Source organism: Streptomyces alfalfae, assembly GCF_004127445.1.
Classification (GTDB): domain Bacteria; phylum Actinomycetota; class Actinomycetes; order Streptomycetales; family Streptomycetaceae; genus Streptomyces; species Streptomyces alfalfae.
The window spans coordinates 76,617-101,414 of the sequence record NZ_QEXM01000057.1; the positions used below are offsets into that span (position 1 = coordinate 76,617).

The 24,798-nt window shown below is 70.1% G+C and carries 27 protein-coding genes and 2 pseudogenes; 15 read left to right on the top strand and 14 right to left on the bottom strand.

Annotated features, from left to right (window positions below; genetic code table 11):
* Positions 1-357 precede the first annotated feature (357 nt).
* Positions 358-816, bottom strand: coding sequence for a TIGR03618 family F420-dependent PPOX class oxidoreductase (locus DCW30_RS35040; RefSeq protein ID WP_076687974.1), 459 nt, complete (start codon positions 814-816; stop codon positions 358-360).
* Positions 817-1,327: 511 nt separating this feature from the next.
* Here DCW30_RS35040 and DCW30_RS35045 point away from each other — a divergent pair.
* The 4 genes and pseudogenes from DCW30_RS35045 to DCW30_RS38335 all read left to right on the top strand — a co-directional run.
* Positions 1,328-1,879, top strand: a complete 552-nt coding sequence (locus DCW30_RS35045) for a YciI family protein (RefSeq protein ID WP_076687975.1) — start codon at positions 1,328-1,330, stop codon at positions 1,877-1,879.
* 64 nt (positions 1,880-1,943) lie between these two features.
* On the top strand, positions 1,944-3,095 hold the full coding sequence (locus DCW30_RS35050) for a GDSL-type esterase/lipase family protein (RefSeq protein ID WP_076687977.1): 1,152 nt from the start codon (positions 1,944-1,946) through the stop codon (positions 3,093-3,095).
* A gap of 228 nt (positions 3,096-3,323) precedes the next feature.
* On the top strand, positions 3,324-3,512 hold the full coding sequence (locus DCW30_RS37800; RefSeq protein ID WP_237283485.1) for a nucleotidyltransferase domain-containing protein: 189 nt from the start codon (positions 3,324-3,326) through the stop codon (positions 3,510-3,512).
* Positions 3,496-3,600 (top strand): annotated as a pseudogene (locus DCW30_RS38335) (nucleotidyltransferase domain-containing protein); the annotation flags it as partial. The gene DCW30_RS37800 and the pseudogene DCW30_RS38335, both read left to right, overlap by 17 nt.
* A gap of 52 nt (positions 3,601-3,652) precedes the next feature.
* On the opposite strand, the gene DCW30_RS36950 reads toward DCW30_RS38335, so the two are convergent.
* Together DCW30_RS36950 and DCW30_RS35060 are read right to left on the bottom strand one after the other, a co-directional pair.
* Complete coding sequence (locus DCW30_RS36950; protein ID WP_162933522.1) at positions 3,653-3,856, bottom strand: hypothetical protein; 204 nt, start codon at positions 3,854-3,856, stop codon at positions 3,653-3,655.
* 67 nt (positions 3,857-3,923) lie between these two features.
* Positions 3,924-4,604 carry a TetR/AcrR family transcriptional regulator gene (locus tag DCW30_RS35060; protein WP_076689779.1) on the bottom strand — a complete coding sequence of 227 codons (681 nt, stop codon included), beginning with the start codon at positions 4,602-4,604 and terminating at the stop codon, positions 3,924-3,926.
* A gap of 101 nt (positions 4,605-4,705) precedes the next feature.
* Here DCW30_RS35060 and DCW30_RS35065 point away from each other — a divergent pair, with 101 nt between their 5' ends.
* From DCW30_RS35065 to DCW30_RS35075, 3 genes are all read left to right on the top strand, one after another.
* Positions 4,706-5,671, top strand: a complete 966-nt coding sequence (locus DCW30_RS35065; RefSeq protein WP_076687981.1) for an NAD(P)-dependent alcohol dehydrogenase — start codon at positions 4,706-4,708, stop codon at positions 5,669-5,671.
* Positions 5,672-5,771: 100 nt separating this feature from the next.
* Positions 5,772-6,143: a hypothetical protein gene (locus DCW30_RS37805; protein ID WP_076687984.1), complete on the top strand. Its 372-nt coding sequence runs from the start codon at positions 5,772-5,774 to the stop codon at positions 6,141-6,143.
* A gap of 503 nt (positions 6,144-6,646) precedes the next feature.
* The gene (locus DCW30_RS35075; protein WP_076687987.1) at positions 6,647-7,459 is read left to right on the top strand and encodes an SAM-dependent methyltransferase; all 813 of its coding nucleotides are present in this window, start codon (positions 6,647-6,649) and stop codon (positions 7,457-7,459) included.
* Positions 7,460-7,551: 92 nt separating this feature from the next.
* Here DCW30_RS35075 and DCW30_RS35080 read toward each other — a convergent pair whose 3' ends face one another.
* Both DCW30_RS35080 and gad read right to left on the bottom strand, forming a co-directional pair.
* Positions 7,552-8,421, bottom strand: coding sequence for a class II glutamine amidotransferase (locus tag DCW30_RS35080; RefSeq protein WP_076687989.1), 870 nt, complete (start codon positions 8,419-8,421; stop codon positions 7,552-7,554).
* Positions 8,422-8,497: 76 nt separating this feature from the next.
* Positions 8,498-9,928: a glutamate decarboxylase gene (gad, locus tag DCW30_RS35085; RefSeq protein WP_076687990.1), complete on the bottom strand. Its 1,431-nt coding sequence runs from the start codon at positions 9,926-9,928 to the stop codon at positions 8,498-8,500.
* Positions 9,929-10,129: 201 nt separating this feature from the next.
* On the opposite strand from gad, the gene DCW30_RS35090 reads away from it, so the two are divergent.
* The 3 genes from DCW30_RS35090 to DCW30_RS35100 all read left to right on the top strand — a co-directional run bounded on the left by DCW30_RS35090 (position 10,130) and on the right by DCW30_RS35100 (position 12,675).
* Positions 10,130-10,753: a TetR/AcrR family transcriptional regulator gene (locus DCW30_RS35090; protein ID WP_076687992.1), complete on the top strand. Its 624-nt coding sequence runs from the start codon at positions 10,130-10,132 to the stop codon at positions 10,751-10,753.
* A complete protein-coding gene (locus DCW30_RS35095; RefSeq protein ID WP_076687994.1) occupies positions 10,750-11,613 on the top strand; it encodes an alpha/beta fold hydrolase in 864 nt (287 codons plus the stop codon). Before DCW30_RS35090 ends, DCW30_RS35095 begins: the two co-directional genes overlap by 4 nt.
* 408 nt (positions 11,614-12,021) lie before the next feature.
* The gene (locus tag DCW30_RS35100; protein WP_241743569.1) at positions 12,022-12,675 is read left to right on the top strand and encodes a hypothetical protein; all 654 of its coding nucleotides are present in this window, start codon (positions 12,022-12,024) and stop codon (positions 12,673-12,675) included.
* Positions 12,676-12,688: 13 nt separating this feature from the next.
* Here the strand turns inward: DCW30_RS35100 and DCW30_RS35105 are convergent, their stop codons facing one another.
* Positions 12,689-12,937, bottom strand: coding sequence for an SCO4226 family nickel-binding protein (locus DCW30_RS35105; protein WP_062767985.1), 249 nt, complete (start codon positions 12,935-12,937; stop codon positions 12,689-12,691).
* A gap of 256 nt (positions 12,938-13,193) precedes the next feature.
* On the opposite strand from DCW30_RS35105, the pseudogene DCW30_RS35110 reads away from it, so the two are divergent.
* A pseudogene (locus tag DCW30_RS35110) lies at positions 13,194-13,410 on the top strand (IS5/IS1182 family transposase); the annotation flags it as partial.
* A 65-nt stretch (positions 13,411-13,475) separates the two neighbouring features.
* Here the strand turns inward: DCW30_RS35110 and DCW30_RS35115 are convergent.
* From DCW30_RS35115 to DCW30_RS35125, 3 genes are all read right to left on the bottom strand, one after another.
* A complete protein-coding gene (locus tag DCW30_RS35115; RefSeq protein ID WP_076687997.1) occupies positions 13,476-14,231 on the bottom strand; it encodes a class I SAM-dependent methyltransferase in 756 nt (251 codons plus the stop codon).
* Positions 14,232-14,298: 67 nt separating this feature from the next.
* Complete coding sequence (locus DCW30_RS35120; RefSeq protein ID WP_076689783.1) at positions 14,299-15,912, bottom strand: amidohydrolase; 1,614 nt, start codon at positions 15,910-15,912, stop codon at positions 14,299-14,301.
* A 107-nt stretch (positions 15,913-16,019) separates the two neighbouring features.
* Positions 16,020-17,531 (bottom strand): APC family permease, encoded by a 1,512-nt coding sequence (locus DCW30_RS35125; protein ID WP_079250273.1) that lies wholly within the window; start codon positions 17,529-17,531, stop codon positions 16,020-16,022.
* Positions 17,532-17,695: 164 nt separating this feature from the next.
* On the opposite strand from DCW30_RS35125, the gene DCW30_RS35130 reads away from it, so the two are divergent.
* Positions 17,696-18,331 (top strand): TetR/AcrR family transcriptional regulator, encoded by a 636-nt coding sequence (locus DCW30_RS35130; protein WP_076687999.1) that lies wholly within the window; start codon positions 17,696-17,698, stop codon positions 18,329-18,331.
* 159 nt (positions 18,332-18,490) lie between these two features.
* Here the strand turns inward: DCW30_RS35130 and map are convergent, their stop codons facing one another.
* Positions 18,491-19,273 (bottom strand): type I methionyl aminopeptidase, encoded by a 783-nt coding sequence (map, locus tag DCW30_RS35135; protein WP_076688001.1) that lies wholly within the window; start codon positions 19,271-19,273, stop codon positions 18,491-18,493.
* Positions 19,274-19,363: 90 nt separating this feature from the next.
* On the opposite strand from map, the gene DCW30_RS35140 reads away from it, so the two are divergent.
* Both DCW30_RS35140 and DCW30_RS35145 read left to right on the top strand, forming a co-directional pair.
* Entirely contained in the window at positions 19,364-19,669 is a 306-nt protein-coding gene (locus DCW30_RS35140; RefSeq protein ID WP_062767974.1) for a helix-turn-helix domain-containing protein, read from the top strand.
* Positions 19,670-19,932: 263 nt separating this feature from the next.
* Positions 19,933-20,643 (top strand): N-acyl homoserine lactonase family protein, encoded by a 711-nt coding sequence (locus DCW30_RS35145; RefSeq protein WP_076688003.1) that lies wholly within the window; start codon positions 19,933-19,935, stop codon positions 20,641-20,643.
* A gap of 71 nt (positions 20,644-20,714) precedes the next feature.
* On the opposite strand, the gene DCW30_RS35150 is transcribed toward DCW30_RS35145, so the two are convergent.
* The 3 genes from DCW30_RS35150 to DCW30_RS35160 form a co-directional block, all read right to left on the bottom strand.
* A complete protein-coding gene (locus tag DCW30_RS35150) occupies positions 20,715-21,278 on the bottom strand; it encodes a dihydrofolate reductase family protein (protein ID WP_076688006.1) in 564 nt (187 codons plus the stop codon).
* A gap of 158 nt (positions 21,279-21,436) precedes the next feature.
* Positions 21,437-22,267, bottom strand: a complete 831-nt coding sequence (locus DCW30_RS35155; RefSeq protein ID WP_076688009.1) for an NmrA/HSCARG family protein — start codon at positions 22,265-22,267, stop codon at positions 21,437-21,439.
* Positions 22,268-22,463: 196 nt separating this feature from the next.
* The gene (locus DCW30_RS35160; RefSeq protein WP_079250274.1) at positions 22,464-23,360 is read right to left on the bottom strand and encodes a LysR family transcriptional regulator; all 897 of its coding nucleotides are present in this window, start codon (positions 23,358-23,360) and stop codon (positions 22,464-22,466) included.
* Between the two features lie 132 nt (positions 23,361-23,492).
* Between DCW30_RS35160 and DCW30_RS35165 the strand changes: the two genes are divergently transcribed.
* Entirely contained in the window at positions 23,493-23,882 is a 390-nt protein-coding gene (locus tag DCW30_RS35165) for a VOC family protein (protein WP_062770372.1), read from the top strand.
* A 198-nt stretch (positions 23,883-24,080) separates the two neighbouring features.
* On the opposite strand, the gene DCW30_RS35170 is transcribed toward DCW30_RS35165, so the two are convergent.
* On the bottom strand, positions 24,081-24,686 hold the full coding sequence (locus DCW30_RS35170) for a dihydrofolate reductase family protein (protein ID WP_076688013.1): 606 nt from the start codon (positions 24,684-24,686) through the stop codon (positions 24,081-24,083).
* Positions 24,687-24,798: the final 112 nt, after the last annotated feature.

A 24,798-nucleotide genomic window follows, 5' to 3' on the forward strand; every position in this document is an offset into this window, starting at 1 on the left:
TTGTGACCGCACGGGAGCGGTCAGGTCGGTCGGCTGTCGCGGTCGCCAACTCGCGCCAGGTCGCCTGGCTTACCGCAATTGCGCGCCGAAAAGTTGCTCCCACCACCTGTAGACGCAAGCCGCCGAGCCCCGACGTCCGGTTCGGTCGCTTCGCCCCCTACGGCGACCCGGCGGTGAGGGGTGGTGCGGGTCCTCGCCGTCGAGGACTTCGAGACCCTCGCCCGCTCCGTCAACCGGGCTGCCGCAGCCCTGGTCAGACAGCCAAAACCGGCCGTCCGCCGCCTCTACTGGTTCTCCGTCGCCGCGACCGTGCTGGTTGCAAGGCCTAACGAGCGGCTATGGCCGGCACGGTCGCCCCTAGCCGTTGATGTCCAAGGCCGTCCCGTACAGCCGCTCCACCCTCAGCCGAATGACGATCCTGCGCTCGGCGACCAGCTGCTTGAGGAACGCGTCCTCGTCCTCCGGCTTCGCGGCCGTCGGGAGCATCGCGAGAAGTTCCCGCCCGACCGCGTCGCCGGGAACCGTCGTGGTCTCGGAAGCCTCCGCCGCCCCCTCGGCGACGGCGAACGACCATACGTCACCACCCTGCACGTGCAGCGCCGCGTGCGGGCTACGCTGAAGGTGCTTGACCTTGATGCGGTCAACCGTGGTGGACAGCCTCACGATGCGCGCCTCCGGATCCCAGCTGTACAGCATGGTGGTCAGGTGCGGATGACCACTTTGTTTGACAGTGGCGAGGGTCCCGAACTGCTGCCCGGCGAGTAGATCAGAGAGGGCTGCATCGGACAGGGGGCGAGGCGCTGGTCCTTGAGTCACGCTGTGGCCAACTCCCTTGCGTTCTACGGTATTCCACGGTGCTCTTGTGCCTACTGGTGTGCCTACTGGCCCTTGGCCGCCACAGTGGCGAAAGGTCATGCCCGGCCTGCTGAGTCCTGCCGGGTGCAGCTCCTCCCGACGGTCGGTGGGCGGCGTGTGCGGTGTATCAGAGCAGCAGTTCCCCTGGGTGGGGGTGGCGCAGCCCTTCGCTGAGGAACTTCGACCTCCGTTGAAGTACCAGGGCATCTGTCGTCCCAAGGGAGTCAGGGTGAGGGCCAGGCAGCCGATCCATTCGCCGTCGTCGAGGTGTTGGCCCCGCCCCTGCCCGACGGGAGATGAGGTCCCGCTCCAGGCCTGCGAGGCGAGGCAGATCTCGGGAGGTGAGCCCACGCGGTCGCGATGGCTGTGCTGGCTGCGCCGGTCGACGGAATGCTGCCTCCTTCGGAACGCCGGGCCATCGTTGCCGAAAGCTGGTTGAGACGGTGCACCCGGTAGGGGAGAGTCTGTGGTCATGGAGTTCTTCTGTTACCACCGTGATCGGCCCGGATCCCTCGCTCTGCGCGAGGAGTTGCTGGAGGAGCACTGGTCCTACATGGATCGGTACGCGAAGGAGCTGATCGCTCGGGGCCCGACCTTCGCCGACGATGGTGAAACCCCCACCGGCAGCGTGCACATCGTCGACCTGCCCAATCCTGCCGCTGTCCGCGCGTTCGCCTTCGACGAGCCCAACTACCAGGCCGGCGCGTACCGGGACGTGCTGCTGCGCCGGTGGCGCAACGTGCTGGGGCGCACCATGTGGGAGTTCCCCGGCGGCCGGGCCGGCGGCAACCGGTACCTGGTGCTCGGGTTCGGCGAGGGACCGGCCGCCGATCTCGCCCCGCCGCTCGACCGGGAGGAGGACCTGGTCGCGTACGGGCCGCTGCTGTCCGACGACGGTGACACCTGGCTGGGTACGGCGGCGCTGCTCAGGGCGTCGGATCCGGATACGGCACGAGCCGTCCTGACTGGGGACCGGTACGCGGGCATCGAGGTCCACGACTGGGAGTTCGGCGGGCGTCGATGAGACACGATGGAGCGGGAACCGGCTTGATGCCGTCTCCGGAACACGTTGGCCTGGGGCAGGAGCGGTGACGGTGGAGCTACGGACGGTTCCACTGGTGGGCGGGCCGGTGGAGTTGCGGGGCGCGCTGAACCTGGAGATCACACAGGCAGGGGTGATGCCGTGCCGGTTGCCCGCGTGGACCAAGGAGCAGTACCAGGAACCATCGGTCCACGGGGTGACCCTGATGCCCTCGGGAGTGCGGCTGGTGTTCCGTACCGATGCGCGTGCATTGGAGTTCGAGGTACTCACCTCCACCGGCCAGCTTTACTCCGACCCCCATCCTCGCCCCACCGGGATGGTGGAGTTGATGGTCGACGGTACCTTGGCCGGGCGTCAGCAGGCTCCGGTGGGCAACGTCCTGCGGATGGCGGGCCCCGGAGCAGCACAGCGACTCATCCCGGGCGAGCCAGGGACCGTACGGTTCGCCGGGCTACCGGCCGGCATGAAGGACGTCGAGTTGTGGCTGCCCCAGCAGACCCCGACGGAACTGGTGGCACTGCGCGCCGACGGCGACGTGCTGGCACCGCTGCCGGACGGGCGACGCCGCTGGGTGCACCACGGCAGCTCCATCAGTCACTGCATCGAGGCCGACGGCCCGACCGGGACCTGGCCCGTGGTGGCAGCGGCACTCGGCGGGGTGGAGGCGATCAACCTCAGCCTGGCGGGCAACGCGCTGCTGGACCCCTACGTCGCCCGGACGATCCGCGACACGCCCGCCGATTTGATCAGCCTCAAGGTGGGCATCAACATCGTGAGCCTGTGTGCTTTCCGGCTGCGGACGTTCGGCCCGGCGGTACACGGGTTCCTGGACACGATCCGGGATGGCCACCCGGACACTCCGCTGCTGTTGATCTCTCCGGTGAGTTGTCCGGCCCTGGAGGAGACCCCCGGCCCGACCGTGACCGGCCCGGACGGGCGGTTGGCTGCCCTCGGCGATCCGGCAGACGTGGCCGACGGGACATTGTCGCTGGCGGTGGTCCGTGCCGAGCTGGCCCGGATCGTCGCGACACGACGGGCGTCCGATCCCCACCTCCACTACCTCGACGGACGTGAACTGCTCGGTCCGGACGAGACAGAGGACTTGTCCGACGGCCTGCACCCCACCGCCGCCGCTTATCGTCGAATGGGCAAGCGCTTCGCAGCCCATGCCTTCGCGACCGACGGCCCCTTCCGCTGAGTGGGCAGCTCCACACCCTGCGTCTGGTGTGGAGCTGCCGCCCTGCGGTTCGACGGGGGTGAAGTCGACCCGCCAGTGCGGGACGGCAGTACGTGACTGAACTGAACCTCGCGGCTCACCGACCGCCGGTTACCGGCCGCGCCCACCACAGGCTGAAGCGGGAAATGGTTCGCGGCCCCGGCCGGGCGGTTCTAGCCTGCGTCAGGTGATGACAGGTGATGACAGGTGATGACAGGTGATGACGTGTTGTTCGTGCTCACCCTGCTTCGACGGGCCAAGCTGGACGTCTGGAGCGGTGGCGGGTGGGGTATCGACGCTCTGGTCGGCGAGCAGACGAGAGATCACCGCGACCTGGATCTGATGCGATCTGACGCACCGGCAGGAGCAGGAAGAAGTGGTGGTGGCAACCCTGCATGAGGCCGGTTTCGTGGAGACCCTGAACTGGAGGCCCATCAGGTTCGTCGTGACGGCACCGGACGGACGCGAGCTCGACCTCCACCCGCTGGTCTTCGCCGATGACGGCGCAGCGGTGCAGGCGTCACCTCCGGGCGCGACCGTCACGACATGGAACAGCTCCGCCGCGTTTTCGGGATCGCCACGCACGACGTCTGCCGGGTGCTGCTCGACCGGAGGGGCGCGACCGGGTCGGTCACGGTGACCGGAGAGTCGGCGGGGACGGTGGCCGCGGCGCCGAAGACGACGCCGACCAGCACCGCGCCTCCTTGGACGGCGAGCAGCCCGGCGCCGTGCAGCCAAGGCACCGTGCCGAAAGTCGCCGTGCCGAAAGTCGCCGGGCGGGCCGCCCCCTGGGGCGAGTTCCGCTGCATGTCAGCCCCTAGTGGGCCGCTGCCCCGGGAGACTGTCGGTTGCGATCGGGAGGCTGCGCAGTGTCAGTGCCGCCGGCGGGGGCAGCGGTTTGTTGGCCGAGTCGGTGCGGAACGACTGGAGCAGATAGGCCACCAGGCGCCGGGACGCCGCATCATCATCCGGTAGGGCGGCCACCAGACCGCAGTGTGCCAACAGGATCACGGCGAGGTCGGACGGGCGGAAATCGGCCCGCAGCGCGCCCGCCGCCTGGGCCCTGCGCACCAGGGTCGTGAAGTCCCGCTCGGCTTGTCGCCGGTACTGCGCGTGTTCCGACGTGCTTTCCGGGAAGGCCGCGACGAACGCGGCCGGGAACCCGCGTTGTTCCCGTTGCAGACCGCAGACCGACTCGACCAGATGCTGGAAGCCTTGCCACGGGTCAGGCGTGGCCAAAGCCTCGGTGAGCGCCCGCTCGCAGGCCTCCATCTGCTGCGCGAACACGCCGCGTACCAAGGCGTCCCGGGTCGGGAAATGCCGGTACAGCGTCGCTACGCCGACCCCCGCCCGTCGGGCCACGGTCGCCATCGGGGCGTCGATGCCGTGCTCCGCGAAGACCGCGCGAGCTGCGCCGAGGACGCGCTCCCGGTTGCGCCGGGCGTCCGCCCGTACCCCGTCTCGGGCTGTGATCCGAGAGGATTCCGCCATCACTGTCTCTCGCTTCCGGTCCAGGTGGACGATTGCGTCCACTCAGGAGCTTACGGTCGGTGCCAGATTCCCGTACGGCCCCCGGCGGCAAAGGCAGAACGATGAACGACCGCATGATGAAGGCAGTGCTCTACGACCGCTATGGCGGCCCCGACGTGCTCTACACGGGCAGCGTGCCACGCCCCGAGCCGTCCGCCGGCGAGGTCCTTGTCCGGGTGTCCGCGTTCAGCGTCAACGGCGGTGAACTGGCGGCCCGTGCCGGCCGGCTCCGCCTCCTGAGCGGCCGGAAGTTCCCCAAGCGCATCGGCTTGGACTTCACCGGCGAGGTCGCCGCACTGGGGGCCGGAGTCACACGGTTCGCGGTCGATGACCTCGTATGGGGAGTCCTGGGCCGCACCTCCGGGTTCGGCAGTGCCGCCGAGTACGTGACCGTACCCGCCGAACGGGTCGGCCGGCTCCCCGACGGCCTCGACCCGGTGGACGCCGCCGCGCTGCCGGTGGCCACCACGGCCATCACCGCGCTGCGGGACAAAGCCGGGCTGCGCCCCGGCGAACGGCTGCTCGTCCGGGGCGCGGCGGGCGGTGTCGGCAACGCCGCCGTCCAGCTCGGACGGGCGTACGGCGCGGAGGTCACGGCCCTGGCCCGCGCGGCCAACCTCGACTTCGTCCGCGGGCTCGGCGCGCACGAGGCCGTCGACCACCGGACCGTGCGGCCGGCGGAACTGCGCCACTTCGACGTGGTCCTGGACACCGCGGGGACCGACCTACGGGCCTTTCGACGCCTGCTGAAGCCCGGCGGGCGCATGGTCACCATCGCCTTCGACCTGAAAAGGCCCGCTGCGTCGCTCGGTTACCTCGCGGCCAGCACGGTTCACGGACACGGCCGGGTGCGCTTCTTCAGCGGCAACCCCAGGCGGGCGGACTTCGACGACCTCGCCCGCCATGTGGCCGAGGGCAAGCTGAGCCCTGCGGTGGACAAGGTCTTCGCCCTGGAGGAGACAGCAGCGGCCCATCAGGCGCTGGAGGCGGGCGGTGTCCGGGGCAAGTACGTGGTCAGGGTCGCGTAACGCAGCGGATCGACGAGGTCGACGTCGTGGTCGAGGCGGGGCAAGTCCTGCCATCTGGCCGTCCCTGGTCAGTGAGGGCGTGATCGGAGAGTCTGGGGGCATGCTGCTGCCACTGACGCATGGGAAGACCGAGCGGTTCGAGGTCTTCCGCATCACCGATCCCGTCAGGCACCTCACTTCTGAGGACCTGGCGGGCGACACCGCCGCAGTCCGGGTCGGCGACCAAGTCCAGCAGGCCCTGTCTCTGATCGCCGATCTGCCGGGCAGCGAGATGTACCGTTGCTTCCTCCCAGGCTGGGGTGTCCGGGCGCACGGCCCCACCGATGTGCTCTTCGAGATCGCCTTCTGCTTCCGCTGCCACGGCGCCCGCGTCTGGGGGCCGGATCTTCCTGTCGAACAACAAGGCCAGACATTCGACGCCGAGAGCCCTGCCGCCGTTGAACTGCTCCGCCGGTTCCGCTCCTGCGTATGAGGGCTCCCACTTCCCGGCCCTCAGCCCTTTCCGAAGTGCACCTGGGCAGGCGTCCACGGTGTTGAGCGTTCCCGCCGGTTCGAGCAGCGGAATCGAGGTCTGCTCATGGGCGGCCGGCTGCCGTAAGACATGAGGCCGGCGTGTTCGTGGCATGGCTCTACCGCTGCCTCATCGGCGAAGGGATAGCAGGCCCCGACTCCTCCGCTGTCAACGCCGGCCCTGCGGATGTGCGGGCTTCCGATGACCGCCGACGAACGGCCAGAACCCTGGAGCAGGCCGGACCGCGGCATGTGAATCCGCCCTGCCCTGCCCTGTCATGCCTGGACGGGCAGGGCAAGCCGGCCACATGTGACGGGTACCTGCTCTCCTGACTCCCTCTGAACAGCCGATTCTCCGGACGCCGTGGCCCATGACAACGACAATGGCCCCACGGACCGATGACGCCATGAAGACTGCGCACTCAGGACAGACGTCCCAGGCGTGCGCGCGGAGAGGGAAAAGACGTGAGTGGGAACCAGTACCCGTCTGCTGTGCCGGACAAGCTGAACACCGGAGTCGCGCACAACGCACGGGTGTGGAACTACTGGGTCGGCGGGAAAGACCACTATGAGGTCGACCAGCAGGTCGGCGACCAGGTCGCCGCGATGTTCCCCGTGATCCGGGACGTGGCTCGCGCGGACCGCGACTTCCTCGGCCGCGCGGTCCGATTCCTGGCCTCCGACCGCGGAGTGCGGCAGTTCCTGGACATCGGCACCGGACTGCCGACCCTGGAGAACACCCACGAGATAGCCCAGAGGATCGCACCCGAGTCCCGGATCGTCTATGTCGACAACGATCCCATCGTGCTGGTGCACGCCCGCAGCCTGCTCGTCGGCGCCCCACAGGGCGCCACCGATTACATCGACGCCGACGCCCACCGCCCGGACAGCATCATCGAGCGAGCCTCGGAGACTCTCGACCTCGACCGGCCCGTCGCGGTCATGATGCTGGGAATCCTCAACTTCATCCTTGACACGGAACAGGCGCTGCACACCGTGCGCCGGATCATGGCCTCGGTGCCCTCCGGCAGTTACCTCGTCATGACGCATCCCACCACCGACACCGACCTGGGGGGCGAGGGCAACGTCGAGGCGATGAAGTTCTGGAACGCGAACGCGACGCCGCCGATCACCGCGCGAAGCCGATCGGAGATCAACGCGTTCTTCGAAGGGTTGGACCTCCTCCCTCCCGGCCTCGTGTCGTGTTCGCGGTGGCGTGCCGCATCGGAGTCTCCCGTCGTGCTCCCGCAGTTCGGTGCGGTCGCCGTGAAGCCCTGAAGGCACACGAACCCGAACGCCCTCAAGGCAGTCATCGGCCCCGACGGCGGGCCGGCACCGCGTATGACCGCACAAGGTCGCGCCTCACTCCTTCACGCCGTCTTCTGTGATGCGGCGGCGTCGGGGCGCAGGTCGTCGAGGGTGAGCTGGTGCGCGGGAGGGTCGGGCAGGATGTCGTGTCGAGTGGTGCGCAGGTCCGGGCCCACGTGGAGGAGTTCGCCCGGGTTCATGAGGCGCCAGTGGGGGTTGTCGTCGATGCGTTCGCTGGCGACGACGACTGAGGGGTGATCGGCCAGCCCGGCGGAGTGGACGCGCAGGTGTCCGTGGCTGCCGCTGTGGTCGAGGTGCCGGGTGCCGTGGTGGCCGCCCGCCGGACGTTCGAGGATGTACAGCTCGTGGGTGTCGGGATAGCGAAGCGCCCACAGCTGGTCAGGTGTGGTGAGGACGAGGTTGAGGGCGTAGAGGGGCAGGTTCTGCGCGATCCATCGGGCGGCGTGCTCGATGCCGGCGGCGACGTCGCCGCCGGCATCGCGGGTTTCCCGGGTGATGAGGGCGAAGAACCGCTCGGAGTCCGTGTCGCCCTTGGTCAGCGCCCGGTCCTGGCCGAGGTGGTCGTCGAGCCGGTCGAGGCCCTCGATGACCCCGTTGTGGGCGAACAGCCGCCCGTCCTGCTCGAAGGGGTGGGTGTTGCGGGCTTCCAGGCTGCCGGTAGAGGCGAAGCGGATGTGGGCGAGGAAGGTCGTGGACTCCACCTGCCGGGCCTCTTCGGCGAAGGCACGGTCCTGGTAGGCCGCGATCGGCGCCTTGTCGACGTGCGGGGTGCCGTCCTGGGTGTAATAGCCGAGGCCGGTGCCGTCGGGATCGCGGTGGCTCTGCTTGCTGAGGCTGTCGGGGGCGTCCAGCAGCCAGAACGTGGCATGGGTGCGCCGCGGGGCGCTGCTGAGGCCGAACAGACGGCACATGGGTCCTCCTTGCTCGCCGGACGGTCGCCGCGCTCATGGCTGCGTGTGGGCCGGCGGTCCAGTGGTCGCGGTGTGGTCAGTGGCGGCCGGGACGGACGGGGTTCTTGGTCTCCGCGCCGTGGGCGAAGCCGCCGGCGTCGTCCTCGCCGCGGTGGGGCTCGCCCTGCTCGTCCAGCCGGGGAAGAACACGCCGCAGGTCGTCCAGGAGCAGGTCGGCCAGGTCGTGGCTGAAGCCGTTGCGGACCACGACGCGCAGGACGGCCAGGTCGGTGCGGTTCTTGGGGAAGGTGTACGCGGGCACCAGCCAGCCGCGCTCGCGCAGTGCGGCGGAGACGTCGAAGACGCTGAAGTGGTCGACGCCGTCGCGCATCCGGAAGGCGAAGACCGGGAGCCGGCTGCCGTCGGTGATCAGCTCGAACGGGCCGAGCCCGGCGATCTCTCCGGCGAGCCGGGTGGCCACGTCGCGGCAGGTCTGCTGCACCCTGCGGTAACCGTCGAAGCCGAGACGCAGGAAGTTGTAGTACTGCGCGACGATCTGCGCGCCGGGGCGGGAGAAGTTCAGCGCGAAGGTCGGCATGTCGCCGCCGAGGTAATTGACGTGGAAGACGAGATCGTCGGGAAGGGCGTCCTCATCGCGCCACAGGGCCCAGCCGACACCGGGCATGACCAGGCCGTACTTGTGCCCGGAGGTGTTGATGGAGGCGACCCGCGGCAGCCGGAAGTCCCATGCGAGATCGGGATCGAGGAACGGGGCGATCATCCCTCCGGAGGCGCCGTCGACATGGATGGGGATGTCCAGGCCGGTGCGGGACTGCAACTCGTCCAGGGCCGAGGCGATGTCGGCGACGGGCTCGTAGGAGCCGTCGAAGGTGGAGCCGAGCACGGCGACGACGCCGATGGTGTTCTCGTCGCACAGCTCGACCGCCTTGTCGGGGGTGAGGTGGTAGCGGTCGCCCTCCATGGGTACGTAGCGCGGCTCGACCTCGAAGTAGTCGGCGAACTTCTCCCAGCAGATCTGCACGTTGATGCCCATGACGAGGTTCGGCCGGTCGGTCGGTTCGCCCTTGGCGCGGCGCCGGTGCTGCCAGCGCCGTTTGAGGGCCAGGCCGCCCAGCATCGCCGCCTCACTCGACCCGGTCGTCGAGCAGCCCATTGCCTGGTGGGGCGCCTCCGCATGCCACAACCGGGCGAGCATGTGCACGCACCGGCGCTCCAGCTCGGCGGTCTGCGGATACTCGTCCTTGTCGATCATGTTCTTCTGGACGCACTCGCTCATCAGCCGCCGCGCCTGGGGCTCCGCCCACGTCGAGACGAAGGTCGCCAGGTTCTGCCGGGCGTTGCCGTCGAGCATCAGCTCGTCGTGGATCACTTGGTAGGCGGTGTCCGGCTCCATCTCGCGCTCCGGCAGCGCGTACCGCGGCACCCGCAGGGGCTCGCGACTGAATACCGGGTTGATCTCCAGGTCCCGGCTCTCGCCGCGATCGTGGTGGGGCTGCTGCACGGGCATGCGGGTTTCACCTTCGCTTCGTTCCGTGGCCTGTTCCGGCCGGGCACACGTTGTTCGCAGTTCCCGCCCCGCCATGGGGAATCCACCTGGCCCAACCATCTGCCAACCCGGGTTCCGCTCCATATCTAGAGAGGCATCTAAAATTTGGGTACTCTCTAAAAAACACCGGGGCGATGCGGCTAGGGCGAAGGGGCGGTGCGTATGCGGACAGTCGAAGGCGGCCTACGCGAGCAGCACAAGGCCAGGCGGCGATCCCGCATCCTTGAGGCGACGCGTGAACTTCTGCGCGAGAGCCCGGAAGCGGTGATCAGCACCGAGCGGATCGCCGAGCGAGCGGAGGTCTCCCCGGCCACCGTGTACAACCTGATCGGGCCGCGCGACAAGATCTGGGAGGCGCTCGCCGCCGGATTCATGGACGAACTCGAACGCCGCCTGGTCGCAGCGGGAGCCGCTGGTCCGCGGGAGGTCGTCAGGTCGACCGTCCAGTTGTTCGTGGAGGACCCGGTCGTGTCGCGCCGCATGGCGAGCGCCTGGCAGGGGAGCGGCCTCCTGCTCGACCGCACTCCGCACAGGCACCTCCGCCGAGCGATGACGGACGCACGGACCGAGGGCCTTCTGCGCGCCGACATCGACACCGACGCGTTGGCCGCCATGGTCAGCAGCTCGTGCTCGGGCGCGCTCCATCAGTGGGTGGCCGAGTCGATCGACGACGATCGGTTCCTGGCGCGTGCGCTGTTCGCGCTGGACGTCGCCCTCGCCGCCGCGGCCGCGGACCCCTGCCGTGACCGACTCCTGGCACCGCTGAGGGACCGAGGCACGAGATGACGGCCGATGCGCCGCCGCGTCTCCGTACCTTCCTCGGGCACGGCGGGATCGTACTCACGGCGGACACGTGGGGCGCGGCGTCCTCGCCCCCGCTCGTCCTGCTGCACGGCGGCGGCCAGACACGACACGCCTGGGGTCGGACCGGCCCTCGGCTGGCCGCACTGGGCTGGCGGGTCATCACCCCCGACCTGCGTGGACACGGCGCCAGCGCTTGGTCGGCCGACGGTGACTACGACCTCGACCTGTTCGCCGCGGACGTCCGGGCACTCGTCGCCGAACTCGATGACCGCCCCGTGCTCGTCGGCGCCTCACTCGGCGGCCTGAGTTCGCTGCTCGCCGCCGGAGAGGCCCCCAGGGCTGCGGCCCGCGCTCTGGTCCTCGTCGATGTCGCCCACCGGCCCGATCCCCGCGGGGTCCAGCGGATCGTCGCATTCATGCGCCGCGATCCGGACGGCTTCGCCGCTGTCGAGGAAGCGGCCGCGGCGGTCTCCGCCCATCTGCCGCATCGCCCACGCCCGCGTGACTGGAAGGGGATACGGAACAATGTGCGACGCCACGGTGACCGCTGGGTCTGGCATTGGGACCCCCGGCTGCTGGACAGCTTCGAGGGCCGGATGGACCCCCCGGGCATGGCGGAACGCCTCCTCGACGCCGCGCGCCACGCCGACGTACCGACCCTGCTGGTCCGCGGCGGGGTCAGCGATGTGGTGCGCGAAGACATCGCGGAAGAGTTCTGCGCCAAGGTCCCCACCGCGCGGCGCGTCGATGTGGCCGATGCCGGGCACATGGTGGCGGGTGACCGGAACGAGCACTTCATCGAGGCGATCGTGCCGTTCCTTGAGGGGCTGGGACAGCCCTGAAACCGGCTCGAACGAGCCACAAAAAAGCCACGCCGGGATCATCTACGTGGCCACCTCATACGCCACCGCCCTGCGCCTGGGCACCGCAAAGGCGCCGGGAGCTGAAGAGGCGGGCGCGTCTCCTTGGGGCGTCGCTCACGGGATGGTCACTGACCGGCCCCTCCGGGAGAGCGTGATGGCTCCGTCGGGGGTGATGGCCACCGTGGTGCCGCGGATGGGGAGGGCTGCCCTCCACGGTGAGACATGTCCGAACGCGGGCCAGCTCGTCCCATGGCCGCTGAGGTCCTTCCTGGTGCACGGTCGGGGAGTCCCAGCGCCGGTAGTGTGGAGGAGGTGGAGCGCAGTGCTCGCCTTCGGATGAGCGTCTGGCCCATCTCGGCCTGGAGGCTAACGATGCGGGTGACGAGCGTGGCGACAGCGGTGAACCGGATCGGCGACGTCCGGGCGTCGAGGCGCCGCCGACTGCGCTTCGACGGCTGGATCGCGGGCACCGGCACGTCCTCCGGCACGCGCATCGTGCTCGGGCACTGGCGGCGGTCTCCGTTCGGGACCTTCAGCGACGTGATGCTGGAACACGCCGACGGCACTCGCCTGTTGCTCGCCCCTACGCAGGAGACGGCCGACTTCGTCAGCGGCACGTACGCCTTCGACGCCGTACGTGTCGTAGCGGTCGAGGTGGATGTCGCGCACGACACCTGGACCGTCCGGGCGGGCCCGCTCCGTCTGCGGTTCACCGTCGGCCGTCGCGGCCCGCTGGGCCTTCTGCTGCGCGCCGTCCCGGCCGTGATCGCTCGGCAGCCGGCCTGGAGCGTGGTCACCGACTGGCCCGCCCGGACCCTGCTCAGCGGCGTACGCACCCGCGGCAGCGCGGGCGCGGGACGCAGGGAGTGGTACGGGGCGCAGGACCTGCGGCCGCTGCGTGCCGTCTCGGCCGTCTTCGAGGGGACGGATCTGGGGTCGATGGCGCCCGTCGTGCCGCCGGTGCGCTTCGGCTTCGGCTCTGTGCCGCGTGAGCCGGGCATCGCGCGGATCACCACGACGGTCGCGCTCGACCCCGGGTAGGACGGTCCGGCGGCTATGCGGTCAGCGGGACCGGGTGCACCTCGTCCGCCGGGTGACCGGCCCGCTCATGGATGCGCTGGACCGCTTCGGCCGAGGGAGCCTCGGAGAGGCAGTACACGGTCCCGGACTCCGGGTCCGCCCACGCCTTCTCGAAATGGACGCCTTCTTCCTTCTCGATGGCCAGGTCGGCCTGGTGGGCCTGCTTCAACTGGTCGCCGGTGATGCCGTTCATCCCGTGATGGACGTCCATGTACTGGGACATGACGGCGCACCTCCTTCTGACGTGCGCGGGGCGTTCAGAACTGTCGGGTCCACCGGTCAGCACCAACCCCGCTCTCTCCATCCTGCGCCTGTATGCCCGGGGCGGCGACCCTCGGCCGCCATGGAGGGTGCTCGAACCCTTTCCATTCCGGATGCCGCATTGCGGGAATCGTTCCGGCGGGTGGCGCCGGAGGCGTCGTCGCGGCCACGGGGCGGTGGCCGGCGTCGGTGCGGCGACCGGGAGGCGCCGACCGGGCCTGACAGGTCCGAATCCTGTCGACCGAGGAAAGGGCGGCTCGAAGATCCACCTGATCACACAACGGTCGGGCCTGCCCGTACTCCTCGGGTTCTCCGGTGCCAACCTTCACGACAGCCAGGCGCTGATCCCGCTCGTAGGGCATCCCGCCGATCCGCTCGCTCCGCGGACGGCGACGGCACACACCTGGCAAGCTCCACGCCGGTGCGGGCTACGACTCAGTAGCGGGTGTCCCCCCCGCGACGTAGCAGGTTCCGCCACCCACGACGAGGCTGTCCGCCTGTCAGAGCACGTCGGCCGTCCGGCAGACGGAGACATGCGAACGCGACTCCGCGGTGAACTCCTCCCCGGTCCAGTCGGCGTGCCGCGACTCCAGCGTCATTCCGGCCAGCTCGGCCATCAGGTCGAGTTCACTCGGCCAGATGTAACGGTGCGGGCTTCGAAACAGCCTCGCCTCGCGGCCGGCCCCGGCATCGAAGTGGAAGTGGTGCGAGACGACCTGCTGGCGCAGCACGTCGTAGGTGTCGAGCCCGATATAGCCCGCGGCCGTGGCCGACTCCCAGACCACGGCCTGCTGACCTGGCGGCAGCTTGCGAACCTCGGGGACCCACAGTTCGACGACGAACCGCCCGCCCGGCGCGAGGTGGCGTGCGGCGTTCCGGAAACAGGCGACCTGCTCGGCCTGCGTGAGCAAGTTCGAGATGGTGTTGTAGACGAGGTAGACGAGCTGGAACTCACCCGGGACGCGCGCCGTGGCCATGTCGCCGACGACGACCGGGATCGCCGCCTCGTCCGCCTTGGTGCGAAGCTGTCCGATCATCGGCTCCGACAGCTCGATGCCACTGACCGGGACTCCCCGCTCGGCGAGTGGCACGGCCACCCGCCCGGTCCCGATGGCGAACTCCAGCGCCCGACCGCCCCCGGCGAGCTCCACCAGGCGGTCGACCGTCGGCCCCAGCACCTCCGGTGCGAACATGCCGGTCCCGGGGGAGTCGTAGCTTTGAGCGACCTCGGCATCCCACATCTCACCTTGCAGCATGAGCAGCGATGATTGACCCCTATCGAGGAAACGTCAACGCACTTTTCCGTGATCGAGGCGCCCGGCTTCAGGCGCGATGCACGACCGCACCTCCTGTCATCGTCAGCGTGACCGGAGCCTCGCCCAGTTCGTCGGCGGGTGCGGTGACGGGGTCCACGGCGAACGCCGTCAGGTCGGCCCGGTAGCCGGAGGCGATCCGTCCCGCCACGTCCTGCTCGCCCACCGAGCGCGCGGAGTGCGAGGTGTAGCCCTCAAGGGCCATCAGACCGGTGAGCGCCTGCCCGACCGTGACCGGCTCGGTCTCCGGCTGCCCGGGCAGTCGGCGCAACCGTGCGGTGGCCAGTACCTCACGCGGGTCGTAGTGGGCGATGGGCCAGTCCGAACCGAGCACCAGGACCGCGCCGGCGTCCCGCAGGTCACGGCAGCGCCAAGCGCGGCCCGCCCGCTCCTCGCCGACCCGCTTGGACCATTCGTCGCGGTGGTCGGCGCGGGTGTACGCGAGGTGGGTGGGCTGCATGGAGGCGGCCACCCCGAGCCGGGCGAAGCGGGGGATCTGACTGTCCGGCGCCGTCTCGATGTGCTCGATCCGGTGCAGCGACCGCAGCGCGGGACCGTCGAGGAGCTCCACGGTGTCCAGGACGTGGCGGACGGCCGCGTCACCGATGGCGTGGGTGGCCGTACGCACCCCGGCGCGGGCGAGATGATGCACGGCCCGGGTGTACGCGGCGGGATCGGGCCAGAAGGCCTCCGTGCCCTGACCGTGGCAGTCGGGGTGCTCCAGCCAGGCCGTGCCGCCCTCGACGGTGCCGTCCATGAAGAACTTCACGCCGCCGACCCGCCAGCGCCGGCCGTGCGTGCCCTGCATCTCGATGAGGTGGTCCAGGCCCTCCTCGTCCGTGCCGGGCATGCACCAGGGGGCGATCCGCAGCCGCACCGGCAGTTCGCCGCTCTCCTCGATGCCGGCCAGGAGGTCGAGGACGCCGGGGTCCTGGAGGTCCATGACGTGGGCGCCGGTGAGCCCGGACGCGGCCATGTCGCGCAGCAGACCGAGGAGCCGTTCGCTGCGCACGGCCTCACTCTCCCGCGGCAGCACATGATCCATGAGGCTCATGGCGGCGAACTCGACGAGGTGCCCGGTGGGATGCCCGTCCGGGCAGCAGACGACGTGGGCCCGCTGGTCGAAGGCCTGCGGCCCGGTGATGCCCGCGGCCGCCAGGGCGGGACCGCTGGCCAGGGCGGAGTGACCGTCGTAGAGCCGGATGAAGGCGGGCACACCGGCGAGGGCCGGGTCGATCAGGTCGTGGTGTATGGGCCGGCCGCCGAAGGCGTTGTGGTCGAGGCCATGTGCCACGACCCAGTCGCCGGGGCCCGCCGCCCGGGCCGCGCCGGCCAGCGCGATCCGCAGTTCCTCCAGGTCACGGCAGCGGGAGAGGTCGAGCCCGGTGGCCATCTCCATGCCCAGAGAGGGGTGGCTGTGGCCGTCGACCAGGCCAGGGGTGAGGGTGGCGCCGGCCAGGTCCACGATCTCGGTGCCGGCGCCGCGCCAGTCTCGTACGTCGCTGCCGTCGCCGACGGCCAGGATGCGGCCGTCCTTGACCGCGACGGCGGTAGCCGACGGCCGGTCCGGGTCGAGGGTGCGGACGCGGGCGCCGGTCAGGATCGTGTCGGCGACGGCGGGCAGGGGCTGTGCGGGGTGTGCCACGGACGGATCATCCTTGCTGGTGAGGCGGGCGGGAGTGGGGAGGAGTACGGGTGGGTCGGTGGGCCGGTGGCGTCGCACGGGCCCGGTCAGTCGGCGGCCTCGCCGGGCTCGTCCGCCTCTTGCGCGAAGTGCGTGTACACCTCGGGCCTGCTGCGGCGCATGCGCAGGGAGACCAGGAGACCGATGACGAAGGCGACGGGCACCATCGACACGAGTACGGCGTTGGTGGTGGACGACGCTCCCGTCATCAGATCGATCTTGCTGATGATCAGCCAGATCGCGCCGGTCATCAGGACAGCGGCGGCCAGCGGCGTGATCAGGGTGCGCCAGCGGCCCTCCTCGTGGGGGATGCGCCGGAAGTAGCGGAGCACGGCGACGGCCGTGAGCGCCTGCAGGGCCACCAGGCCGAGGGAGCCCGGGGTGTTCATCCACAGCAGGAGCTGCCGGTAGGGGTCGGCGTCGGCCAGGGCGAAGGCCGTGACGCAGGCCAAAGCCAGGATGCTCTGCGCGATGCCGGCCAGATACGGCGAGCGGTGCTTGGGATGCACCGCGCCGAACGCCTTGGGCAGCACGCCCTCCTTGGCGAGCGAGTATCCGTAGCGATTGATCGCGTTGTGGAAGGCCAGTTGCGAAGCGATGATGCTGGTGACGATGAAGACGTGCATGAGGTCGGCGGCCCAGTCGCCGACGTACCGCGTCGTGGCGGTGAAGAAGAGGCCCGCCGGGTCGGTGGCGACGGCCTGTGCGATGTGTGAGCCGCCGTAGGCCTGGATGATGACCCAGACGCTGAACGCGTAGAAGAGGCCGAGGAAGCCGACGGCGATGTAGGTGGCCCGCGGGATGGTGCGGTGCGGGTCGCGTGCCTCGCGGCGGTAGATGGCGGTGGACTCGAAGCCGGTGAAGGCGGCGAACGCGAAGGCGAGTACCGCGCCGGTGCCGGGCACCAGGACGTTGCCGGGTGCGAAGGAGTCCAGGGCGGGTCCCTCGGCCCCGCCGTCGAGGAGCACTCCGCCGGCGAGCAGTACGAGGATGCCGGTCTCCGCGACCAGCAGGACGCCGAGGACCTTCGCGCCGAACTCGATGCTGCGGTAGCCGAGGAACCAGATGACGAAGACGCCCGCGAGCGCGATGGCAGGCCAGGGCACATGGACGCCCCACAGCGCGTCGAGGGCGTCCTGCGTACCGGTGGCGAGCAGCCCGTACACGCCGATCTGCATGCCGTTGTACGCGAGAAGAGCGACCGTCGCGGCGCCGAATCCGGCGGGGCGGCCCAGTCCGAGGGTGATGAAGGCGTAGAAGCCGCCGCTGCTGCGGACGTGCCGGGTCATCGCGGTGAAGCCGACCGCGAAGAGGGCCAGGGTGATCCCGGCCAGGAGGTAGCCGACCGGGGCGCCGATGCCGCCGGCGCCGAGGGCCAGGGGCGCCACCCCGGCCATGACGGTCAGCGGAGCGGCGGCGGAGATGACGAAGAACGCGATGTCGGCGACGCCGAGGCTGCCCCGGCGCAGTCCGGGGGAGTCGTCGCCCCCGGCCGGTCCCGGTCCTGGTGGTTCAGCGCCTTGTGGCGCCCCTGCGCGGGATGCGGACTCAACGGCCATGCGGCTCGGCCCTTCTTCGACGGAGGAGAGGGAGGGACGACGGCCGGGAGCCTTCGGGATACGGGCACACCTGGCGGGCCGCCGATTAATCTAAACCGTGTCGGTTTAGGCAATGTAGACGGCGGCCGTAGGATTCGGGAAGACCCCACGTGAGGAGAGTGAACATGGGCCGCCCGAGGAAGGCTCTGCTCGACCGGACGCGCATCGGCCGGACCGCGCTCGAACTCATCGACGAGACGGGCGACTTCACCGTCCCCGAAGTCGCCAGACGCCTCGGCGTGCAGACCGCCTCGGTGTACCACCATGTGGACGGGCGGGCGGGAGTCATCGAACTGGTGCGGGACCGGGTGGCGGAGGGGCTCGACGCCCACACCCTCGACCAACGCCCTTGGGGCGCGGCCCTGGAGGAGTGGGCCCGCTCCTACCGCGCCGCCTTCGCGGCCCACCCCCGGGCGATCCCCATGCTGACGACCTCACCGGTACGGGCGCCGCGGGTGCTCCAGCAGTACGAACGGGTGGCCGCCCTGCTGCTGGACACGGGGTTCGCGCGGGAGGTGGTCATGCCGATCATCACCGGCCTGGACAACATCGTCCTCGGCTCCGCCCTGGACATGTCGGCACCCGAGGAGATGTGGGTGGTCGGGGAGGGCGTCGATGCTCCACGGCTCGCCCTGGCCCAGTCGGCCACCGGGGCGGACCGCTCCGGCCAGGCCTTCGAGCTGGCACTTTCGGGGTTCCTGGCCCGCTGCCAGGAGCTCCTTGAAGACGGCGGGCCGGTCGGCCCCGCCGCTCACGGGTGACACGCGGGGGTGCGTACGGGCCAGTCCCGCATGTCCAGCCGACGTCTGCCGGACGGTTGGGCCGCTTCTCCTGGGCCGCCTCGCCGGCCACATGCGGAGGGCGGCGAGGCTGGGCGGCGGCGTACCCGACTGCGCTGGGCCGCTCGATATGGCGCCCTCTTACGATCGGCCCTGCGCGGGCAGGGTGAGGATCTCGGCTCCGTCCTCGGTGATGGCGATGGTGTGCTCGCTGTGCGCGGTCCGGCAGCCCGTCGCGCTGCGCAGCGTCCAGCCGTCGGCGTCGGTGACGAGTGCGGCGGTGTCGGCCATGACCCAGGGCTCCAGGGCGAGCAGCAGTCCGGGGCGGAGCTTGTATCCGCGTCCCGGCCGCCCGGTGTTCGCGACGTGGGGGTCCTGGTGCATCGTCGAGCCGATGCCGTGGCCCCCGAACTCGGTGTTGATCGGGTAGCCCGCCTCGCTGAGGACCGTGCCGATGGCGTGGGAGAGGTCGCCGATGCGCGCCCCGGGCCTGGCGGCGGCGATGCCGGCGGCGAGTGCGCGTTCGGTCGTCTCGATCATCGCGACGCTCTCCGCGGGCCTGGCCTTGCCCACCAGGAAGCTGATCGCGGCGTCAGCGGCCACCCCGCCCTTGGCCACGGCGAGGTCGAGAGTCAGCAGATCCCCGTCCTTCAGCGCGTAGTTGTGGGGCAGGCCGTGGAGCACTCCGTCGTTGACGGCCGTGCAGATGTAGTGCCCGAACGGGCCGCGCCCGAAGGAGGGCGCGTAGTCGACATAGCAGGACTGCGCGCCCGCCTCGGTGATCATCTCCTTGGCCCACTGGTCGATGTCCAGCAGGTTCGTCCCGACCGCGCTGCGCTGCTTCAGCGTGTGCAGGATGTTTCCGACCAGGGCGCCGGTGTCTTTCGCCCGCTCGAGCCGCGCGGAGTTCAGAATCTCGATCATGGGGACCTCTCGTGTGCGTCCAACAGCTGCGTCCGACAACTGTGCCCAATAACTATCCCGGTCTAACTGTACCGGTATTAGAATGGGTCCATGGTCAGGTTGCCACTCACTCCCGCCGAGGTAGAACGCGGACAGCGCCTCGGCGCCCTGCTCCGCCGAGCCCGGGGCTGCCGCTCGATGCTGGACGTGGCGCTCGCTTCGCGCATCTCGCCGGAGACCCTGCGGAAGATCGAATCCGGCCGTGTGGCCACGCCCGCCTTCCCGACCATCGCAGCGATCGCCGACACCCTCGGCTTGTCTCTCGACGCCGTCTGGGCCGAGATCAACGGGGCGGAGCGAACCGTCGAGGACCAGCCGGTTCCGTCTGCCGCACGGCGTCCGTCGCTGGTCTCGTAACGTCCACCGCGCAGCACGTACGCGCGTGGGCGATCTTGTCCGTCGTCGCGGTCGCCTCGGACGAGAGCTTCAGCGGCTGGACCGAGACCTGCACCGGGCTCCGCGCCATCATCACCCGGGCCTCGCGCCGCTGCCACGGGCTCGCCGCAGGCTGGACTCCGCACGTGAAGAACACGCTTCGCGTTGCTGGAGGGCGTCGGTGGTGGCTCTGCTCTCGGCAGACTCGGCGACCGGGACACACCAGAATCTGCCAGGCTGGCCGCATGGGGATGAACATGCCGGTGCGCCGGCTCGATCTCGGGTACTTCGTTCGTCCCGCATCGGAGACCGGCGGGCCGCAGCCACGGGTCGAACCGGCGCTCGCCTACCTGGTGCGACACGAGCACGGCCTGATCCTCCTCGACACCGGCATCGGCAAGGGGGACCCCGAGACCGAAGCGCACTACCGTCCCCGCCGTCGGGCTCTGCGGGATGCCCTGTCCGCGGCCGGGGTCGCCCTTGACGACATCTCACTCGTCGCGAACTGCCACCTTCATTTCGACCACTGCGGCGGGAACCCTCTCCTGGGCGGCAAGCCCATCCTGGTCCAGGACGTCGAGCTGGCCACTGCCCGCAACGGCGACTACACCTTCGACGAACTCATCGACTTCCCCGACGCGTCCTACGAGGAACTCACCGGTGAGGCCGAGGTCTGGCCGGGCGTCTGGATGATTCCGACACCGGGGCACACCCAAGGGCATCAGTCACTGGTCCTCCGGCAAACCGACGGCACCGTGGTCCTCGCCGGTCAGGCACACGACTTCGCCTCCCACTTCGCATCCGACCAACTGGCCCGCCAAGCCGCACTGCACGGCGTGGAACAGCCCCTCCCCACCTACCGGCACTGGCTGGACCGACTCGCCGACTTCGACCCACGACGTGTTCTCTTCGCCCACGACTGCTCGGTCTGGGAACCGTCGCAAAGCACCATCTAGAACACTTCAGGCGGACCCCGCTGTCGGTCGACCATGCCGAAGCGCCGCTACGGCCCCCGGGGGGCGGGGGTTCAGCGCCTCGTCTCGTATCTGGCCAGGGTCACACCGCAGGGGAACGTCCGCGTCTCCACCAGGTTCAGGTTCACCCAGCTGTCCAGCGCGGTGAAGAACGGCGTGCCGCCGCCCACCAGGACCGGCGCGGTGGCCAGCACATACTCGTCGATCAGCCCGGCCCGCATGGCCGCCCCGGCGAGTGTCGCGCCGCCGATGTCCATCGGGCCGCCGTCCTCGGCCTTGAGCCGGGTGATCTCGGCGACCGCGTCGCCGGTGACCAGGCGGGTGTTCCAGTCGACCTCGTCGATCGTCGAGGAGAACACCACCTTCGACATGTCCCGCCAGCGACGCGCGAACTCGATCTCCGCCGGGGTGGCGTCGGGCTGCTGGTCGCCGGTCGGCCAGTAGGAACTCATCGTCTGCCACAGCTTGCGCCCGTACAGCGTCAGCTCGGTCGCCTGCAACTGGTCGGACCAGAACTGGAACAGCTCGCCGCTCGGCACGCTCCAGCCGATGTCGTCGCCGGGCGCGGCGATGTAGCCGTCCAGGCTCAGGTTCATGCCGTAGATCAGTTTCCGCATGGAGCCAGTCTTCCGTGGGTCGGTCGCACGGGTACAGAGCGACGCGGTTCGATGTTCATGACCTGGGCGGCAGAGCTCCGGAAGGAGCAGCCGAGAGGATGAGCATCCACTGTGAGCGCCCTGCGAACTCGCCGGGCGCTCCACAGGCGCGGGGCGGGTCAGGAGGTGGCCAGCCGTTGGGACAGGAACCGTTCCAGGGTCAGCAGGCCCGGGTGCTCCTCGCGCAGTGCCGGGATGTCCGCCCGGTAGCCCTCCTCGGCGAACCACTCGAACATGCGGTCCTCGATGGGCTGCGGATCGAGGCGGGTCGGCGTGCCGGTGAGCCGCTCGTAGAGCGCGGCGACCTCGGTGAAGGTGATCTCGTCACCGGCGAGCGCGATCTGCCGGCCGATGTACTTCTCCGGATCGTCGAAGGCCTCGCCGGCGAAGTGACCGATGTCGTCGGAGGCGATGAACTGCATGGGCCGCTCGGGTCGCACCGGCAGTTGCAGCACGCGCTCCCCGTCGGCCCCGGCGAAGTGGAGCAGGTTGTTCATGAAGAACACCGGCCGCAGGATGGTGGCGGGTATACCGAGCGCCAGAACGTGCTGCTCGATATCGGCCTTGGTCTCGAAGTGGTCGATGCCGGAGCCGCGCTCACAGCCGTCGACGGAGCTGTGGACGAGGTGCGCGACGCCGTTCTCCTTGGCGACGTCGGCGACCGCCTTGCCTTGGCGCACCTCGGCGGCGAGTGTCTCCGGTTCGTACCCGAGCGCCTGCACGCTGAACACGCCGTGCACGCCGACGGTGGTGCGACGCAGGCACTCGACGTCGTTCTGGTCGCCTTGGACGAGGACGGCGCCCTGCTCCTTGAGCGCCCGGGCCTCCGGCCTGCCGGGGTTGCGCACGAACGCGTGCACGGTCCAGCCACGCGAGAGCAGTGCGCGAGCCGCGGCGCCGCCCTGGTTCCCGGTGGCTCCAAGGACAAGGACGATCTTGTTGTCGCTCAACGTCGTACTCCCTGGCCGCGGTTGTGAGCCGAGTCTCGGGCCTCAAGCGCGCATGAGGTCAAGAGGTCGGGTCACGAGGCACGGGTCACGGGTCGCGGCCATTGCCAGCGGCTGGACCGTCCCGCCCGCGGCTCTCCGAGCCGACGGCTCGGACGCCTGGCTGTCGGGGAGCCGAGGAGATGGCCACCGCGTGCGGCTAGGTGCCGGACAGTGCCTGACCGTCCACCTCGGGAACGTCCAGCAGGGCGAGGAACGCCGCGGCCGCTGGGGAGGGGGTGAAACGGCTCCAGATGAGGCGCTCGACCCGTACCGGACCGTCGACGACCGGCACGCACCGCAAGCCGTGCAGTCCGGCGGCGAACGCCGAGGGCAGCAGCGCGATGCCGAGGCCCAGACGGATCAGCCGGGCCATGAGCTCGACGCCGGCCTCGAAGGCGACCTCGCGCCGCAGCCCGGCCGCGGTGAACGCGTCGTCGGACTGGGCGCGGGCGGCGGTGCCTGCCGCGAAGTCCACGAACACCTCCTCGGCCAGGCGGGGCAGGCCCACCTCACGCTCCCCGGCCAACGGGTGGTCCGGCGCGACCACGGCGACGTGCTCGCCGTGGGCGAGCTGCCGGTCGTTGACGCCCTGCGGCCGGTAGCCGGGCTGCACCCCGAGGAACGCGGCGTCCAGCGCGCCGTCGCGCACCTGCTCGATGAGGCGTTCGCTGGCGGCGGTCCGCAGGCTGATCCGCACCTGCGGATAGCGCCGGCGGTAGTCGCGCAGCACCGTCGGAAGGTCGACGGCCGCCACCGTGGGAATCGTCCCGACGGTCAGCCGGCCCCGGATCTCACCCGTGGCCGCCGCCACCTCCGCCCGCGCCCGCTCGGCCGCCTCCAGGGCCTGGCGGGCGGCGGGCAGGAACGCCTCCCCGGCGACGGTCAGCCGTACCCGGCGGCTGGTGCGTTCGAAGAGCCTCGCGCCCAGATCCTTCTCCAGCCGGGCCACTTGATGGCTGAGCGCGGACTGGACGACGTGACACCGCTCGGCGGCACGGGTGAAGCTCGCGGTTTCCGCCACCGCGACGACATACCGCATCTGCTGAAGATCCATCGATCCATCGTGAAACACGATGGATCGCATGACAAGCATGTGTTGGACCGATCGATGGCGGCTCGGCGATGCTGAACTCACCGGCCCGAAGCCACCCGGCGTCGCAGACGCCCCGCACCCACGGAGTCCCCCATGCGCGTGATCGCCTTCGACCACCTCGTCCTGAACGTCGCCGACGTCGAGCGCTCGCTCGCCTTCTACACCGGCCCGCTGGGCCTTGAGCCCGTGCGGGTGGAGGAGTGGCGGGCCGGCAAGGTCCCCTTCCCGTCCGTGCGGGTCAGCCCCACCACGATCATCGACCTCATCACGGGCCCCGAGGACCAGTCGGCGGGCACCAACGTCGACCACATCTGCCTGGTGGTCGAGCCGCTCGACTGGCAGGAGGTCATCGACTCCGGCGTCTTCACGGTGGTGGACGGCCCGGGCAAGCGCTTCGGCGCGCGGGGCACCGCGCTCTCCCTCTACGTGCGGGACCCGGACGGCAACACGATCGAGCTGCGCTGGTACCCGCAGGACGCCTAGGGTCCGGCTGCCAAAGATCGTTCGGTACCACGGCATCGGCCGGGTCGGTCAGATCGACTCCTCCTCGTCCGCCTTCTGTGGGAAGGCGGACGAGGGAGGCGGCAGCCGAAGACTTCGCGGGTGTTGCTCCGTGCCCGCCGGTGCAGGGCTGCCGGCGCAGGCGTGGCGGCCGTCCGGACCGGCGCGGGCGGAGCGAGGTCACGCAGGGCCGCCGAGCGGCGGGTGCTCGAGCACGCGGGGCTTGTACTCGACCAACTGGATGCGGCCGTCGAAGGTGCGGTGGTCGATCATCTCCAGGGCAACGTCCGGGTAGCCGTCGTAGATGCGTTCCTCGCCCGTGGCCCCGGTGATCACCGGGAACATCACGACCCGGAAGCGGTCGACGAGTCCGGCTCGCAGCAGGGACCGGCACAGGCTGAGGCTGCCGATCGTGCTGAGGAGCCCCGAGCCACTCGACTTCATGGCGCGGACCGCCTCGACGGCGTCGTCGCGGACGAGCGTGGAGTTGGCCCACGTCAGTGGCTCCTTGAGGGAGGACGAGAACACCACCTTGGACGCTTGCGTGAGCTCGTCGACGGACGCCTCTTCCTCGGGCCTGAACTCGTCTTGGCCACTCGGGACCTCGCCTGCGGCGAAGCCCGACATCAGGCGGTAGGTGTTCGCTCCCATCAGGTAGGTGGCCTCGGGCTGCTCGCCGAGCCACGCGAGGTACTCCGGGCCTTCCAGGCCCCAGAACCCGGGCCACCCCTCTCCCGACGCGTAACCGTCGAGGGAGGTGATGAAGTCGATGAGAAGCTCCGACATGGTGGTGTCCCTTCCTGGGGTGTCATGAGTTCCTGGCGTTTCCTGGCGTGTCATGAGTGTGGACCGGCCGGGAGCCGCAAACTCATCGGCCGCGCTGTTGAGGAACGAGAGA